We start from the raw sequence: 16,130 nt of genomic DNA, 5'->3' as shown, positions 1-16,130 counted from the left end.
TTCGACGTGTCTTTCGTAAAACCTTTTTGTTAAGGTCATTTATGGATGAAAAGTAAAAGCGCCATCACTTTCGCGATGACGGCTTTATTTTGTCAGTTTTTCAGTGGCCTCTTCCCAATGGAATGAAGTTTTAAATAAGTGTAAAAATCAACACTTATTTAAAATAAAACCTACAATAAAAAATGTGGCATTATTGCCACATTTTTTATTGTATAGAAGCTAACATATTCTTAAGTATATGTATAGAATTTTTTACAGCTATAGGAACAAATTTTGCAAAGTCCATATGAGCTCCAGTGTTTGCATTGTCCGATATGGAACGTATAACCACAAAAGGTATGTTGTTAAGATAGCATACATGACCAATACTGCCACCTTCCATTTCACAAGCAAGAGCTCCAAATTCAGCTTTAAGCCATCTCAATTTATCTACGCTGGCTATAAATTGATCTCCTGTAGCTATTCTTCCCACAAAAGTATTGCTTTCATGAAAATCCTTGCAGGCATTTTTAGCGGCTTCAACTAAAGATGCATCGCATTTAAAATCAAAGGTACCGATTCTTGATATCTGACCAAGCTTATCACCAAAGGCAGAGGTGTCAAAATCATGCTGAACTAGTGTATCTGCTACCACTACATCACCTGGAACTATATTCTCTCCTATACCTCCGGCAACTCCCACATTTATTACCTTATCAACCTTAAAATCATCACATAGTATCTGAGCACAAACGGCGGCATTAACCTTGCCTATACCGCAGGTAACCACTACTACGTCTCTATTCCAAAGCTTTCCTTCGAAAAATTCCATCATAGCTTTAGTTAATTTATTTTCCACAGCCATTTCTTCCTTAAGTATTTTTACTTCTTCATCCATGGCACCAATTATTCCTATTTTCAAGAAAAAACCTCCTAACATTTTTATAATAGTAATCATTCTAAATAAACAATAAAATTTTATGCTTATTTTAGATTTAATTCATAACCATAAATAATTATAACACAAAGCTATTCGTTAAAATATGGCTCTGTTTTAAATCAGTGTTGATTTTACACTGATTTAAAACTTCCTTCAGTTCGGGAGGCTATGTTTTAAAATGTTGATATTATCGTTTAAGTTCTAGAAACTCTTAGGGATTGAGACTTATAATTGGCGTAATTTTGCCCAGGACGGGCAAAGCAATTTTAGCGCCATGGATGGCGCAATAAAATTGGTAGCCAATTATAACAAAGCGGCCCTTAGAGTTTCTTACATGGGTTCTGAAAGAAACCATGCTAGACGAAAAACGCCTTTATCAACATCCTTTTAAAACATAGCCTAAAATATAAGCTTATATATAATTACTATACAGACAAAATAGTACAAAAAGTAAGAAAAACACTTTACTACAGTAAAATAAAATGGTATATTTAAGTAAAATAATAAATTTACATTTATGCAGGTTTTCTCAAAGGGTATATATTGGTGTCAAAGGCAGGTGATGATTTTGTATGATTTATTTAGTGTTTATTTAGAGAATGGACTTAAGGTTATAATGCACAGAATTCCAACCTCGAGAAATATTGCATGCGGTCTATGGGTAAAGCAGGGCTGCAAAGATGAAGATGATCTTACAAACGGATTATCACACCTTATTAAGCATTTGGTTTTTCATAAGGATAATTGTGAAAATGAAAGATTTCAAAAGCTTGTTAATTTTGCACTAGCTGGCGGAGTGGTTTTAGATTCCCAAATAACTAAGGAATATTCCTCCTTCTATATGACTGGGCTGCCAGATATGATAGAAAATTGTATAGAAACATTAGGCAGCATGGTTACGGAGGATAATTTTGATTTTAGTGATGAATTTATTGAGAGAGAGAAAAAGACTGTGTTAAAGGAAACGATAAAATTTTATTCCTCCTTTGAACAAATGAAGGATAGAACTAGCCAAGCATTGTGGGGTAATGTAGGCATAGGAAGAATTGTTTATGGAGAAATAGAAAATATAAAGAGAGCTACTAAGAGGCAATTATTAGACATAATAAGCGCTTCCTATACTCCATCTAATTCAACTTTGGTAATAATAGGGAATATTGATTACATTTTGGCATTGGAATTTGTTAATAGATATTTTGGGAGCTGGAGAGATAAAGCTAGTAAAAGAACTTTGAATCTGGTAAATGACCATACAAGTATATATTTTAATGAAAATTGCGGGGATATAGCTTCTATATCCGTGGGTTTTAGGACACCTGCTTATAATGACGAAGAAAGAATAAACTTAGAAATAATAGCAGATATACTTGGGGAGGTTAGTTTACAGGCAAGATTGGTTAGAGAAATGAGAATTAAAAGAGGGGTTGCATATAGTATAGAGTCCTTTACGGATTTTTTTCAAAATAATGGTACATTAGGCTTTAAAATAGTATGCGATAATAAGAATGTAAATGATGTTATAAATATTATGACTGAGGAACTACAAAAAATCCGAAATAGTGGTTTTACTGATAGAGAGATTAATAGAGCTAAAAAAAGCTTGGAAACGAGAAGATTAATTGAAATGAACGATATTATAAACCACTTGAAACTTTTAGGAAAATCTTTTTCTTATGAAAAAATATTTTCTCCTGAACAGGAAGCAGCTGCTATAAGAAGAATTGAAAAAGAGAGCTTACATAATACTTTTAACAGTACCTTTGTAGAAGAAAATATGGGGTTTGCTGCTGTGGGAAATTTCAATATGGAAAAGGCAATAGCTGTACTAAGGATTTAAAGGAAGGGATAATATGACAGAGATACAATGCATTTATGAGACATCATTAATAAATGAAAATAAGCATATCAAGCAGCAGGACATTGTTGGAAAAGCCCTAGATATTTTTTTTATTTTGATCACTGGCAACAAGACCACGAAAGAACTGGCTAAAGAACTGAATTTGCCCACATTTTCAATTGATTTTTACATAAACAGATTGCTGGAGGCAAAACTGATTAAAATTGCTCATACAGCTATTTCAGCAGGAAAAATAGAGAAGACATATTCTTTAGCAGATACTAATATGGAACTGGTTAAGCACATTACAAAGCTTGAAGATGAAAGCAATAAGAATATGAGTATCATAGCTGAGCATTTTGTTGCCATAACCAATGCGTTAACCGAAAATATTAACAGTTCTCAGAAATATTAATGAAAGCTATATAAAAAGCCTTAATTCTTGTGTTATACAATAAGAATTAAGGCTTTTTTATGATTGGCTATGTTTTAAATAAGTGTTAATCCTTACACTTATTTAAACAGCTGCATTATAATTAAAGAACAAAATTTAGTATGTTTTGAATGTTCTCGCTGTCACCTACATAATTGTAATATTGAATCAGCTTTAAGACTAATATGCTGTTCTTAGGTATTAGATCTAAAGAAATAAATTCAAGTAATTTGTTTTTTAAATCGTTTAAGCTGTTTTTATAATCTTTTTTTCAAAATAAGTTCTGATTATACTACCAAAAGTGAAAGTGCAAAATTTCTATTATATTTTGCTAAAAAACAAAAAATTAATATCTAAAAATTAATTATTGATAATAATTAGTATAGGTATTACAAATGTATTTACAATATAATTACATAATAGTAAACTATAAATTTATGGACGTAATTTTTACAATATTGTATAAATAGGGGGAAATATGAAACTTAATTTATTTCGAAAAAAAGATTTTTCACTTCTCATGCTGGCAAAGACAGCATCTTTAATTGGAACTCAGCTACAGGACTTTGCACTGTCCTTGTATGTTTTGAAAATCACAGGATTGGCGTCGATTTTTGCATCAGTTTTGGCTGTAGCTTTAATTCCTCAGCTTGTGTTAGGACCAATTTCAGGAGTTTTTGCAGATTGGCTTAACAGAAAAAAGATAATAGTATATATGGACATAATTCAAGGAATATTAGTTGCTCTATATGCAATCATATTTGCGGTTAACGGCAAAGTAGGCTTAGGTTTTATATACGCCCTAGTAATTTCAATAACTCTGTGCTCAGTTGTTTATCAGCCAGCAGCATCGACTATAATACCTACTATTGTAGACAAAGAAGAGCTTTTAGATGCTAATGCTGTTAACACGCTTATTATGAATATGGGTAATTTGATTGCCCCAGCTCTAGGCGGAATTTTATTTGGCATTTTTGGCATTTTCATTATTTTTGTAATAAATTCAATAAGTTTTATAGTTTCAGCTATCTGCGAAATGTTCATTAATATACCTAAAACTAATAAGGCACCTGATAAAATAACCTTTAAGAAATTCTTCAATGATTTTGGTGAGGGAATACTTTTTGTAAAAAATAAAAAAGTAATATTTAGAATAATAATTTTCTGTCTGCTAATTAATTTTTTGGCATCACCTTTGTTTTCCGTGGGCATTACCTACATAAATAAGAATATACTAAAGGTTTCAGATTTCCAATATGGTATGGTGGAATCTGTATTTGTTTCATCTATGCTAGTAGCTCCATTCCTATCCAGCATTATAGGGAAAAAAGTAACAATTGGGAAAATGCTTTATTACGACATATTGATAGTATCTACATTAATGCTGTGTATGGCAGTAGTTCCGTTTTCTCCGTTTTTGCATCTATTTTCAGCTAATACAGTACCTTATATAGCTTTAGTGTCACTTGTGTTTTTAGTAGGACTTGTTGTTAACGTGGCTAATATTGCCATGGGAGCATTTTTTCAAAAACAGGTTCCCTTACATATGATGGGCAGAGTAGGTACAGTATTAAGTTCTATAAGCATGGGAGCTATACCTTTAGGACAAATGGTTTTTGGAATAATGTATGATCATGTGGCTGCGTCCATATGTGTGCTGCTTCCATCTTTAATACTTCTCTTCTTCACATTGGCTGCTATGAGAGATTTGGACAAAGCTGACACAGAAAAAATAGAAGAAAAAAGTGCAGTGAGTCAGGCTTAATATGTACTACTAAATTTATATAAGTGGGGTATAAAAATGAAAGTATTATTAAAAAACAGAAATCTTTCCTTTATTATAATTGGACAATTTATTTCTCTTATAGGAACTTACATGCAGAGCTTTGCTTTTTCCCTTTATATATTAAAGGTTACAGGCTCTGGAACTGCCTTTGCATCACTTTTGGCAATTTCTGCTGTTCCAAGAATTATATTGGGACCAGCCTTAGGCGTTTTGGCAGATTGGTTTGATAAGAAGAAAATATTAGTTTTATTAGATTTTATAAGCGGAATTATAGTTACTATTATGCTGTTACTATCTTTAGTTGGTGGAATGAAGATTGCATACATATATGTCAGCGTAATACTTTTATCTTTAATATCAGCCTTGTATAATCCTACTGGTTCATCTGTAATACCTCTCATAGTGAAAAAAGAGGACTTGGTGGAAGCTAATTCCGTAAATTCGTTGGTTAGTAATACAGGAAGTATCGTGGCACCAATGATATCTGGGGTAGTGTATGGAATTTGGGGAATAAATATGACTTTGCTAGTGAATGCAATAAGCTTTTTTGCCTGTGCTCTTTTAGAGGCGTTTGTAAATATTCCATATGTAAAACCTGTCCATGATAATCAATCTATAATCAGCCAGTTTAAGTCAGATTTTACTGGCGGAATAAAATTTATGCTCAGTAAAAAACAACTAGTAAAGATTCTTATCAGCTGTCTTATAATAAACTTTGCATTTAATCCTATGTTTTCTGTGGGAGTAACCTTCATTTGCAAAAAAGTCATAAAGGTCACTGATATGCAGTATGGTATATTTGATAGCGTGCTCATGGTTGGAATGCTTATAGGGGCTGCATTTTCAGGTAAAATGGTTGAAAAGATAGCCACCGAAAGATTGCTGGTTTATATTTTTATAGTTCTTGGCATTTTTATTGGCATATCTTCAATAACTATAATGCCTTTTTATCTAGGAAGCTTCAAAACAAATATTTTCCCTTACGGAAGTTACATAGCTGCTAATTTTATGGTGGCAGTTTTTGTGGCAGTTGCCAATATACTCATATCAACTGTGTTTCAGCAGAACATTCCTAAAGAATATATGGGAAGAGCTATGGCAGTAATGGCTACCATATCAGGTGCTGCAACTCCTTTGGGGCAAATGGTATTTGGAGCTTTGTTCGACAGTATTCCAAGCTATTTTATAGTCATAATAGATGCTGTTGTGTTTTTTCTAGTAGCGGCATTTTATAAAAAATCTAACGAGACTAATGAAGCTTATGAAGTAAGCAGTGAAGCTTAGGTTTAAGTAGAGGTTATGATCTAAAAAAGTGTTGGTAAAGGCTTTGGCGGCTGGAAAAATTCACTGCTAATTTTAATGTAACCGACATGGCTATAAAATGGCTTTTTAAGAAAGAGGTATATAAGATGAGAAGCTTAGCAAAAAATAAACAATTTCTTTTATTAAATTCAGCACAGTTTATATCATTAATAGGAACTGAGATGCAGGATTTTGCTTTGGCACTTTATGTGCTTAATATAACTGGATCAAGTACCAAATTTGCATCCGTTCTTGCTGTTACAATTATTCCTAAAATAATATTAGGCCCACTAATGGGAGTTTTCGCAGATTGGTTTGACAAGAAAAAAATAGTAGTTATATTAGATACTATTTCGGGTATAGTGGCATTAGGCTTATGGATTGCATCTCGAAGCGGAAGCATAAAAATGTATGAAATCTATATTGCTGTTATTATGTTTTCAGTAATATCCTGCTTATTTAATCCAGCAATGTCTTCAGCTCTTCCGCTAATAGTTAAGAAGGAGGAACTGTTAGAAGCAAATTCTATAAATTCTCTTTTGCTTTCTATAGGAGAAGTAATTTCACCTCTTTTAGCAGGAGCCCTCATGGGGAGAGCAAGTATTACATTAATAATTCTCATTAATGTAATAAGCTTTTGGTCATCAGCTGTATTTGAATTGTTTTTAAAAATTCCGGCTATAACAAAAGAAAAAGAAAGCTTTAGCTTTGGTAAATTTAAATATGATTTTGCAGAGGGAATAAAATGCATTAAAGACACAGCGGTGCTTAGAAATTTACTTGTTACAATATTTATAATAAATCTGTTTTTCAATCCAGCGATAAATGTAGGACTTCCATATATAGCTAAACAAGTTATTAAAATCAGTAATGCTCAGTACGGATTATTAAATACTATAATGGTAGCTGGAGGTTTTATTTCTCCTGTACTTATAGGAATACTTTCCAAGAAATTGAAAATGAATAAGCTTTTTCTTATTACGCTGTTAGGATGTAGCTTTATTACACTTCTTATGGCATTAAATTCTTCTAGAGTATTTTTGAATCTATTTGGAAGCAAAAACATAGCTCCATTTATATTTTTGTGTCTTAATGGATTGGTCATGTTGGTATTTGTAAATATGGCTAATATATGCATATCAGCAATAAAACAGAGTGAGGTTCCTGTAGAAATTCTAGGCAGAGTAAGTGCAACTTCTTCTGCTATAGCTATGAATAGAAGTTTAAACAAATATGAAAATAAAGCGTCAAATAAAATGAATTGTTAAGAATAACTTCTGAAAATGCTCCTTATATTAATAATTTGAAAATTTAGATTATATATATTGACTCAAGGGAAATATTATACTATAATTTATAAAACATATCGAAATAGTAGGAAATATTTTAGATTGGGGGGATATAAATGAATGCGTTAATAATAGGGGGCGATAATCTTGGTACTATAGAAAACAAGCTTAAACAAAAAGGCTTTGAAAATATTCAGCATATAACAGGAAGAAAAGATTATCAGAAGATAAATGAAAAAATGAAGGGAATAAATATTGATTTAATAATTATTTTGGTGGATTATATAAATCACAGCGTTATGCATAATGTGAAAAAAGCCAGCAAGAAGATGGACGCAAAAACTATATTTACAAAGAGATCTTGGGTCTACATAGAAAATCATATTAACGAATTTATAAGTTTAAAGAATTAAACTATGTTTTAAAGCATAAACAAAAATTAGAAAAACATAAGAAGGTGAGCGATATGAAAATAAGGATAATACCAGGCGTTAATAACTCCGATAGTAATCACTGGCAAAGTATTTGGGAGAAAAAATATGGCTTTCAGAGAATAAATCAAGAAGAATGGGCTGATCCTCAGTATTCAGATTGGTCTAAAAATTTAACAGAAGCTTTAGAAGAAGAAAGCGATGAAGATAATGTATTGGTGGCTCACAGTTTAGGCTGCATATTGGTGGCTAAGACTCTTCCAATAATCAGAAAGCATACAAAAGCAATATTTTTAGTGGCGCCCCCTGACTTAAACAAAGAGGCTTTTGAAGAATTTTTAGGGTCCTTTAAAGGAATGCAGGAAACTAATTTGAATATACCAGGAATACTTGTTTACAGTGAGAACGATCCATATTCCACAGGTGAGTTCTGTAAGGCTTTGGGTGAAAAGTGGGGACTGGAAACAGTTTCTGTGGGCAGAAAAGGTCATATAAACAGTGATTCTAATATTGGAGAATGGGATGAAGGTTATGCCTTATTTCAAAAGCTTCTATCAAGAGTGTAGTTTATTATGAATACTTTTATTTTATTGGCTTTGTTTTAAGATGTTGATATTATCCTTAGAGTTTCTTAATGATCATAAGTCTATATCAACATGCTCTTAAAACATATCCTAGTCATAATTTTTAAGCAAGATAATTTGAAGTATTTTGACTAAATCTATTTAAAAAATTCTTCTTTTAGAATTCCCATTACAATTTCGTCATAATATTTTCCGCTTTTAAATATCTCTTGTCTTAAGATACCCTCTTGTTTAAATCCGCATTTCTCATAGCTTTTAATAGCTCTTTTATTAAAGGAATAAACATGAAGTCTGATCTTATTTATATTCATCTCATTAAATATAAAATTAATCAGGGTTTTCATAGCATCGGTTCCGTAGCCATTACCCCAGTAATTTTTATCTCCTATGAAGATACCAACTATAGCTACGCTGTTTTTCCAATCTATCTTATTTATTCCGCAGCCACCAATATATTTGCTGTCACTTAGGGTTTCTATAGCAAAATTATAGGTATCCTTAGAGGAAGAAATACTTTCAAACCATTTTTTTTCTTCGTTAAATGTTAATGGAAAAGGTATGCCTGGTGTCAGCAGATTTTTTGTTTCGCTGTCATTAATATATTCCCAAGCTTTTTTTACATCGTCCTCTCTGTATTCCCTAAGTCTAACTTTGTTACCAACGTACATAGAAATACACCCCCTATATAAAAATACTAATATGTAATTTATATCATATAATAGCATATATATCAATTGTATTGTTTTTGCTTCATAAATATAATATAATGAATTGAAACTTAATAAGACAGTTCGAAACCATCCTGTCTATAAACAAAACTAGGATTTTAACGTATTGCTGTTAACAATGCTTAAGGAGTATAGATTTTTATGCTTAAAATAGCGGAGTGCTGGTAATGTGTATTGATGGTGCTTTTAGCGCCTTTTTTTGTTGTGTAGGGAATTTTCTATTTGAGCTTTCTTAGATGGAATATTTGCCTTCAGCATGGGATTGGTTAAAGCTTCTTATAACAATTAGGAGGTTTAACATGAAAACAGAGACAAATTTATTATCAAAGGAAAAAATATCTAACACTCAGAGAATTGCTGTATCTGGAGTGGTGATAGCTCTTTATGCAGTGCTGATGTACTTTACTCAAGGCTTTGCTTTTGGACAGTATCAAATCAGGATAGCTACAGCTTTATATGCACTAAATGGTGCCATGCCTTTTTTGATAGTACCTTTAGGAATAGCAAATATGCTAAGTAATACTCTAATGGGAGGCATGGGGATATATGACATTGGAGGAGGCTTCTTAGTAGGAGTTGTCACTGGAGCAGCAGTTTATCTAATAAAAAAGTTGAAGTTAAATGATTGGTTTGCAGCAGCGCCACTAGTATTGGGGCCAGGGCTTATTGTTCCTATATGGCTTTCAAAAATACTTAATATACCTTATAGTGCCTTAGCTATAAGCTTATGTATAGGGCAAATAGTACCAGCCATACTTGGAGTGATAATATTAAAGCAGGTTAAGAATAGAAGTATGTTTTAAAAGATTAAACACTTAGGTAAGGAGAGAAGCATATGAGTGGAAGAAATAAAGAAGAATTAGAAGGGGTATCTCTTTTAGGAGAAGCGGGAACTCAATATAAATTTGATTATACACCGGAAGCATTAGAGACCTTTGTAAATAAACACAGAGAAAATGATTATTTTGTGAAGTTTAATTGTCCTGAATTTACCAGCCTTTGTCCAAAGACCGGTCAGCCGGATTTTGCTACAATATATATATCCTATGTGCCAGAGGAACTTATGGTAGAGAGCAAATCTCTAAAGATCTATTTATTTAGCTTCAGAAATCATGGGGATTTTCATGAGGATTGTATAAATATAATAATGAAGGATCTTATAAAGCTTATGGAGCCTAAATATATTGAGGTGTGGGGTAAGTTCACTCCAAGGGGAGGAATCTCCATAGATCCCTACGCTAACTACGGTAAAAAAGGTACCAAGTGGGAAGGCGTTGCTGAAAAAAGGCTTTTTTATCATGATATGTATCCTGAAAAGATAGATAACAGGTAGAAAGGTTTTTAATTGTCACAAATTGCAGTGTGTTATGTATAATGATATAATAATTTATACATTAGAAGATAACAAAGGAGAGAGTTTTATATATGGCAACTCAACATTCGCTTTCCAGAACAGAATTATTGATAGGTAAAGAAGCGTTAGATAAATTAAAAAACAGCAAGGTAGTAGTTTTTGGTATAGGTGGAGTTGGAAGCTTTACTGTAGAGGCACTAGCAAGGGCAGGAGTTGGCACTCTTGTTTTAGTTGATGATGACACTATATGCTTAACTAATATAAACAGACAGATACATGCTACCTTTAAAACCATAAGTAAAAGCAAGGTAGAAACCATGAAGGAAAGGGTTATGCTGATAAACCCTAAATGTGAGGTAATAACCCATCAGATATTTGTAAATGAAGATAACATGGGTGATATAATAACTGAAGATACCGATTATGTGGTAGATGCTATTGATACTGTATCCTCAAAGCTTGCTCTTGTGGTATGGTGTAAGCAGCATAATATAAATATAATGAGCTCTATGGGAACAGGAAATAAGCTTGATCCAACTCAATTTAGAGTTACTGACATATATAAAACAAAGGTATGTCCACTAGCTAAAGTTATGAGATATGAGCTTAGAAAAAGGAATGTAGACAGCTTGAAGGTGGTTTATTCCGAAGAAGCTCCAAGAAAACCTAAACTTGATGAAGTCATAACCTGCAAAGAGGGCTGCGTATGCAATAATGGAAGCAAAAAATGTACGGTGAAGAGGCAGATACCTGGAAGTATCTCTTTTGTTCCACCAGTGGCAGGTATGATAATAGCAGGAGAAGTTATTAAGGATTTAACTGGACTAAATGGTTAACCTGAAAATATAAAAGACAAATTAAAGTATGGAAAAGTAAAATGAGCCTTCAAGGGCTCATTTTTATTTGGTTTAAGGGTTACTGAAAATAATTTTAACAATTTAATTAATGGGATAGAAAACTATAACTAGATAAGTAGATATCGCGATATCTACTTATCTAGTTGTAAGGTATGCTCTTTTATAAATTATGGGTACCAAGGATCACTTTTTTAGAATTCTTCTTGAAGATAAGCATATAGAGCAGGGTAAGCATTTAGAGAAGCCATCATGCTCATATATTCATCCATGGCAGTATCATTCTCTTTTCCTGTGTTCACAGCACGAAGCATTATATTTTTAGGGGTTTCTAGAGGAGATATATATTCTACAACTGAAACATCATAACCCTTAGCCTCCAGCATCAAGGATCTCATGCCATCAGTAAGCACATCTGCAAGCCTTGCTTTGAATACTCCATGTTTTGTTATGCCTTTAAAAGGTGCATAGCTGTACTGGTTCAGCAATTCTCTATGACAGCAGGGTACGCATACGATAACGTCTGCCTTTACCTTTATACCGAAAGCTAAAGCCATGTCTGTGGCAGTGTCACAGGCGTGAAGCGAGATAACCATATGAATTTTTTTAGAAGCTTTATATTCCTTTATATCAACAGCGTGAAATTCCATATTTCTATAACCTAGATTCTCAGACATTTGCTTAGAGGCTTCAATTACTTTTTCTGAGTAATCTAAACCTATAAAATGACATTTTTTCTTTTTAACCTCTGTTAGGTAATAATTAAGAACAAAGGTAAGGTAGGACTTGCCGCAGCCGCAGTCTAGAATATTTATAGTTTCAGTTTTGGGTAAGCTTTCTAATATTCCATCCAGCACTTCTACATAGTGGTCTATTTGATTGTACTTTCTTATTCTGTCATTTTTTATTTTTCCATCCTTACTCATGATACCTATTTCTTTTAATAGAGCATCAGCTTTTCCAACTTTTATATAGTAATCTCTATTCAAAAGTGTGGAGGTTTCACCTACAGGAGAAGCTTCCTTAGCAATTGAAGTAACAGCCTCCTCTTCTTTAACGTCGCTGGAGGTCATTTTTACATTTTTATTATCACCAGATATGAGTATATCGGTGCCTCTTTCTCTGTAAAGAATGGATACTGAATCATATTTTTCACATTCTTCAGCTATTTTGCTTCCTAGGTCTGACAAGCTAAGAAACTCAGTCTTACCATTATAGTTGTAGCTTATACTGCCCTCCTTAAAATGTCCTACCCCTGTAAATTGCTTAAGTCCAGCGTTGAAGGTTACATAAATCCCTTTAAATATATTATTATTTTCTTCAAATCTATTACTAAGACCCATCAAGAACAATTTAATCTTATTAATACTCTGTTTATTCATATTATCTCTGCCTTTCAAAATGATTCAAAATTATAAATTTGTTAATTTATATATGTAATTAATTTTAAATCTCAATATATATTTACCAACATATATAGTATAATATTTGAAGTGGATTATGTACATATTAATTTACTGGAGTGTGATGGTGTGTGAATAACGGCAGCGTGACAGTTGAAAATAATTTAGCAAGCAGCAGTGAATATATAATTAAGGATAACATAGGAATTATAGTAGGCAGATTTTTGGTAATTGATCATCAGCCCGAAAATAAATTTTACATGGTAAAAATAAGCTACTACAGAAAAGAAAACAATATTATGCTTAGAGATGCTTTAAAAATATTTTTAACTAAAATCTTCTTTTCTACTAATACCAATAAGGTAATTTTTTTTGTCCACGAAGATATTAACACTATAGCTTTTACAGATATAGGCTGTGATTTGGAAGGAATGCTGGAAAATACTATTATAGAAGATGGAATACAAAAAAATAACTTTGTTTTTGGTATAGATAGGCTAGCATTTGATATAGGAAAAAGAACCAATATATTTAGACTCAAAGGAAAAAATATTGAAGTGAAAATTTTGACTCCAGAGGATAGCGACGCTATGCTTAATTATTATGTCCGAAATAAAAATCATTTAAAGGCCTATGAGCCTAGCAGGGATGAAATTTTTTATACCATCAAAACTCAAAAGAACATCCTTATGGAAAGCTACAAGCAATTTTTAAACGGACTTTCCATAAATTGCGGAATATTTAACGAAGAAGGCTTGATTGGGAAAATACAACTCAGCAATATAGTCATGGGCGTATTCAGAAATTGCTTTGTAGGGTATTCTATGGATATTGATCACCAAGGTAAGGGATATATGAAAGAAGCATTAAACCTCATGATAGATTATGCTTTTAACGATATGGACTTGCATAGGCTGGAGGCATCTACTCTGGTAGATAATATAAAATCACAAAGGGTACTTGCAGCCTGCGGATTTCAGAATATAGGTGTAAGTGAAAAATACCTTTTCATAAATGGAGCTTGGAGAGACCATAAGATTTTTTATCTTATTAATAATAACATTTAGGAGGAATTTGATGAAAACCTTAAAAAAATTTATAAGCTATTATAAGCCTTATAAAGGTTTATTTTTGGCTGATATGTTTTGTGCCATGACATTATCTGGAGTAGATTTGGTATTTCCGCTTATCGTGAGATATCTGCTTAATGATGTATATGTCATGCCGGATAAGAGTAAAATCTTAACATATGTTATATATTTAGGGGTAGCCCTTTTATTTATGTATGTAGCAAGATTATTCTGCCAATATTTTATAACCTCTTGGGGACATATAATGGGAGCAAAAATGGAGGCGGATATGAGAAAAGATATTTTCGAGCATCTTCAAAAACTTCCCTTCTCATATTATGACAACAATAATACTGGTAAGCTAATGTCAAGGATAGTGACAGATTTATTCGATATATCGGAGCTTGCTCATCATGGTCCAGAGGACTTATTTATATCCATTTTAAAATTAGGTGGATCCTTCATAATACTTTTAACCATAAATGTAAAAATCACTTTAATACTTTTAGCTATCACCGCTGTCATGTTAGTATTCTCATTATTTTATAATAGTTCCATGAGAGATGTATTTGCCAGAAACAGAGAAAAAATTGCAGGAGTTAATGCACAAATACAGGATAGCCTTGCAGGTATAAGAGTGGTTAAATCTTTTGCCAATGAAGAAATAGAGAACAAAAAATTTAGTGATGGAAACAATGCTTTCCTAAAAACTAAAGAGGAAAGCTATTTTCTAATGGGAAAATTCTATGGAGGAAATGGTTTCTTTCAAGGGATGCTTTACTTATCAGTAGTACTTTCGGGAGGCATTTTTATTAGCAAGGGACTATTAAGTCTATCGGATTTAGTAGTTTACATTCTTTATATAAATATATTCCTTGCGCCTATAGATAAGCTAGTTAATTTTACAGAGCAATTCCAAAGAGGAATAACAGGCTTCCAGAGATTCACTGAAATAGTTGGAACTTTGCCAGATATTCAGGATAAAGAGAATGCTGTAGAATATGACAATCCTGTAGGAAATATAAAGTTTGAAAATGTATGCTTTAAATATAACAATAAGATAGACATACTTGATGATATAAGTGTAGACATAAAAGCGGGAAAGAACATCGCCTTGGTAGGGCCTTCAGGTGGAGGGAAAACTACATTTTGCAATCTTATACCAAGATTCTATGATATAACCTCAGGAAAAATAACTATAGATGGTATAGATATAAGGGATATGAAGCTAAGATCCTTAAGAAATTCTATAGGAATGGTTCAGCAGGATGTATATATGTTTGCTGGCAGCATAAGAGAAAATATAGCTTATGGAAAGCCAGATGCCACTAAAGAAGAAATAATAGATGCCGCTAAAAAAGCTAATATACATGATTTTATAATTAGCCTTGAAGAGGGATATGATACCTATGTAGGAGAGAGAGGAGTTAAGCTCTCTGGGGGACAGAAGCAGCGTATATCTATAGCTAGAGTATTTCTAAAAAATCCTCCTATATTAATATTGGATGAAGCTACCTCAGCTCTTGACAATGAAAGTGAAAAACTTATTCAAAAGGCATTAGATGAACTTGCAAGGAATCGTACAAGCATTGTTATAGCTCATAGATTAAGTACTATAAGAAATGCGGATGAAATAATAGTGCTTACTGATGAAGGCATAAAGGAAAAAGGCAATCATGAAGAACTTCTGGAGCAGGATGGAGTATATGCATATCTTTATAATATGCAGTTTGATGATATAAATGAAGAAGGTCATGCTCTAGAAGAATGTTGATAAAGAATTTGGTTGATTTAAAATTCTAAAGATTCGATAACATCTGATTTTTTAATCGGGACAGGTCTTTACAAGAAGCTAAGGCTTTGGAGCTAAGACCTGTCCCGGTGTTTTCTGAAACAAGTTTTCTTTTAAGACTGAAGAAGGGAATAACTTCTTTTCTTTAAAAGCTATTTGAGTCAGCACTCTCCGGGACAGTCAATAGCCCTAGCTACTGCATAAATTGATTGACTGTCCCGATTAAAACCCAACCTAGTGTATCAATATGTTAAAAATGGCGAAAAAGATAGAAAAAGAAAGTATAAAGAGATTAGTTAAAATATATAAACTATAATAAATATGGAGAATATATTAAACCGTGATACT

15 protein-coding genes are annotated in these 16,130 nt (G+C 32.5%); 12 read left to right on the top strand and 3 right to left on the bottom strand.

From position 1 onward, the window contains the following. Positions 1 to 205 precede the first annotated feature (205 nt). Positions 206 to 901, bottom strand: coding sequence for a 5'-methylthioadenosine/adenosylhomocysteine nucleosidase (locus tag IAI10_RS23470; RefSeq protein ID WP_315675747.1), 696 nt, complete (start codon positions 899 to 901; stop codon positions 206 to 208). A gap of 586 nt (positions 902 to 1,487) precedes the next feature. Between IAI10_RS23470 and IAI10_RS23465 the strand changes: the two genes are divergently transcribed. From IAI10_RS23465 to IAI10_RS23435, 7 genes are all read left to right on the top strand, one after another. Then, positions 1,488 to 2,756: a pitrilysin family protein gene (locus IAI10_RS23465; protein WP_315675746.1), complete on the top strand. Its 1,269-nt coding sequence runs from the start codon at positions 1,488 to 1,490 to the stop codon at positions 2,754 to 2,756. A 13-nt stretch (positions 2,757 to 2,769) separates the two neighbouring features. Continuing rightward, entirely contained in the window at positions 2,770 to 3,171 is a 402-nt protein-coding gene (locus IAI10_RS23460) for a hypothetical protein (protein WP_315675745.1), read from the top strand. Positions 3,172 to 3,667: 496 nt separating this feature from the next. Continuing rightward, entirely contained in the window at positions 3,668 to 4,954 is a 1,287-nt protein-coding gene (locus IAI10_RS23455; protein WP_315675744.1) for an MFS transporter, read from the top strand. A gap of 36 nt (positions 4,955 to 4,990) precedes the next feature. Then, positions 4,991 to 6,259, top strand: coding sequence for an MFS transporter (locus IAI10_RS23450; RefSeq protein WP_315675743.1), 1,269 nt, complete (start codon positions 4,991 to 4,993; stop codon positions 6,257 to 6,259). A 125-nt stretch (positions 6,260 to 6,384) separates the two neighbouring features. Continuing rightward, complete coding sequence (locus IAI10_RS23445; protein ID WP_315675742.1) at positions 6,385 to 7,545, top strand: MFS transporter; 1,161 nt, start codon at positions 6,385 to 6,387, stop codon at positions 7,543 to 7,545. 137 nt (positions 7,546 to 7,682) lie between these two features. Next, complete coding sequence (locus tag IAI10_RS23440) at positions 7,683 to 7,979, top strand: DUF2325 domain-containing protein (RefSeq protein ID WP_315675741.1); 297 nt, start codon at positions 7,683 to 7,685, stop codon at positions 7,977 to 7,979. A 53-nt stretch (positions 7,980 to 8,032) separates the two neighbouring features. Beyond that, positions 8,033 to 8,563, top strand: coding sequence for an alpha/beta hydrolase (locus IAI10_RS23435; protein ID WP_315675740.1), 531 nt, complete (start codon positions 8,033 to 8,035; stop codon positions 8,561 to 8,563). A 155-nt stretch (positions 8,564 to 8,718) separates the two neighbouring features. On the opposite strand, the gene IAI10_RS23430 is transcribed toward IAI10_RS23435, so the two are convergent. Continuing rightward, a complete protein-coding gene (locus tag IAI10_RS23430; protein ID WP_315675739.1) occupies positions 8,719 to 9,249 on the bottom strand; it encodes a GNAT family protein in 531 nt (176 codons plus the stop codon). Positions 9,250 to 9,608: 359 nt separating this feature from the next. Between IAI10_RS23430 and IAI10_RS23425 the strand changes: the two genes are divergently transcribed. From IAI10_RS23425 to IAI10_RS23415, 3 genes are all read left to right on the top strand, one after another. Further along, positions 9,609 to 10,112, top strand: a complete 504-nt coding sequence (locus IAI10_RS23425; protein WP_315675738.1) for a QueT transporter family protein — start codon at positions 9,609 to 9,611, stop codon at positions 10,110 to 10,112. 32 nt (positions 10,113 to 10,144) lie between these two features. Next, on the top strand, positions 10,145 to 10,642 hold the full coding sequence (gene queF, locus IAI10_RS23420; RefSeq protein ID WP_315675737.1) for a preQ(1) synthase: 498 nt from the start codon (positions 10,145 to 10,147) through the stop codon (positions 10,640 to 10,642). Positions 10,643 to 10,734: 92 nt separating this feature from the next. After that, positions 10,735 to 11,499 (top strand): tRNA threonylcarbamoyladenosine dehydratase, encoded by a 765-nt coding sequence (locus IAI10_RS23415; protein WP_315675736.1) that lies wholly within the window; start codon positions 10,735 to 10,737, stop codon positions 11,497 to 11,499. A 212-nt stretch (positions 11,500 to 11,711) separates the two neighbouring features. On the opposite strand, the gene IAI10_RS23410 is transcribed toward IAI10_RS23415, so the two are convergent. After that, the gene (locus IAI10_RS23410) at positions 11,712 to 12,899 is read right to left on the bottom strand and encodes an SAM-dependent methyltransferase (protein WP_315675735.1); all 1,188 of its coding nucleotides are present in this window, start codon (positions 12,897 to 12,899) and stop codon (positions 11,712 to 11,714) included. A 152-nt stretch (positions 12,900 to 13,051) separates the two neighbouring features. Between IAI10_RS23410 and IAI10_RS23405 the strand changes: the two genes are divergently transcribed. Next, complete coding sequence (locus IAI10_RS23405; protein WP_315675734.1) at positions 13,052 to 13,987, top strand: GNAT family protein; 936 nt, start codon at positions 13,052 to 13,054, stop codon at positions 13,985 to 13,987. Between the two features lie 10 nt (positions 13,988 to 13,997). Beyond that, positions 13,998 to 15,764: an ABC transporter ATP-binding protein gene (locus IAI10_RS23400; RefSeq protein WP_315675733.1), complete on the top strand. Its 1,767-nt coding sequence runs from the start codon at positions 13,998 to 14,000 to the stop codon at positions 15,762 to 15,764. Positions 15,765 to 16,130 lie beyond the last annotated feature (366 nt).

It is taken from the genome of Clostridium sp. 19966, from assembly GCF_032335695.1.
GTDB lineage: Bacteria > Bacillota > Clostridia > Clostridiales > Clostridiaceae > JACTOJ01.
The sequence above is the reverse complement of the archived record's forward strand: the minus strand, read 5'-3'. Positions and strand labels throughout refer to the sequence as shown.

Coding starts and splice junctions, on each gene's coding strand:
- IAI10_RS23460 (WP_315675745.1), top strand. CDS start 2,770: ATGACAGAGATACAATGCATTTATGAGACATCATTAATAAATGAAAAT.
- IAI10_RS23455 (WP_315675744.1), top strand. CDS start 3,668: ATGAAACTTAATTTATTTCGAAAAAAAGATTTTTCACTTCTCATGCTG.
- IAI10_RS23450 (WP_315675743.1), top strand. CDS start 4,991: ATGAAAGTATTATTAAAAAACAGAAATCTTTCCTTTATTATAATTGGA.
- IAI10_RS23445 (WP_315675742.1), top strand. CDS start 6,385: ATGAGAAGCTTAGCAAAAAATAAACAATTTCTTTTATTAAATTCAGCA.
- IAI10_RS23440 (WP_315675741.1), top strand. CDS start 7,683: ATGAATGCGTTAATAATAGGGGGCGATAATCTTGGTACTATAGAAAAC.
- IAI10_RS23435 (WP_315675740.1), top strand. CDS start 8,033: ATGAAAATAAGGATAATACCAGGCGTTAATAACTCCGATAGTAATCAC.
- IAI10_RS23430 (WP_315675739.1), bottom strand. CDS start 9,249: ATGTACGTTGGTAACAAAGTTAGACTTAGGGAATACAGAGAGGACGAT.
- IAI10_RS23425 (WP_315675738.1), top strand. CDS start 9,609: ATGAAAACAGAGACAAATTTATTATCAAAGGAAAAAATATCTAACACT.
- queF (WP_315675737.1), top strand. CDS start 10,145: ATGAGTGGAAGAAATAAAGAAGAATTAGAAGGGGTATCTCTTTTAGGA.
- IAI10_RS23415 (WP_315675736.1), top strand. CDS start 10,735: ATGGCAACTCAACATTCGCTTTCCAGAACAGAATTATTGATAGGTAAA.
- IAI10_RS23410 (WP_315675735.1), bottom strand. CDS start 12,899: ATGAATAAACAGAGTATTAATAAGATTAAATTGTTCTTGATGGGTCTT.
- IAI10_RS23400 (WP_315675733.1), top strand. CDS start 13,998: ATGAAAACCTTAAAAAAATTTATAAGCTATTATAAGCCTTATAAAGGT.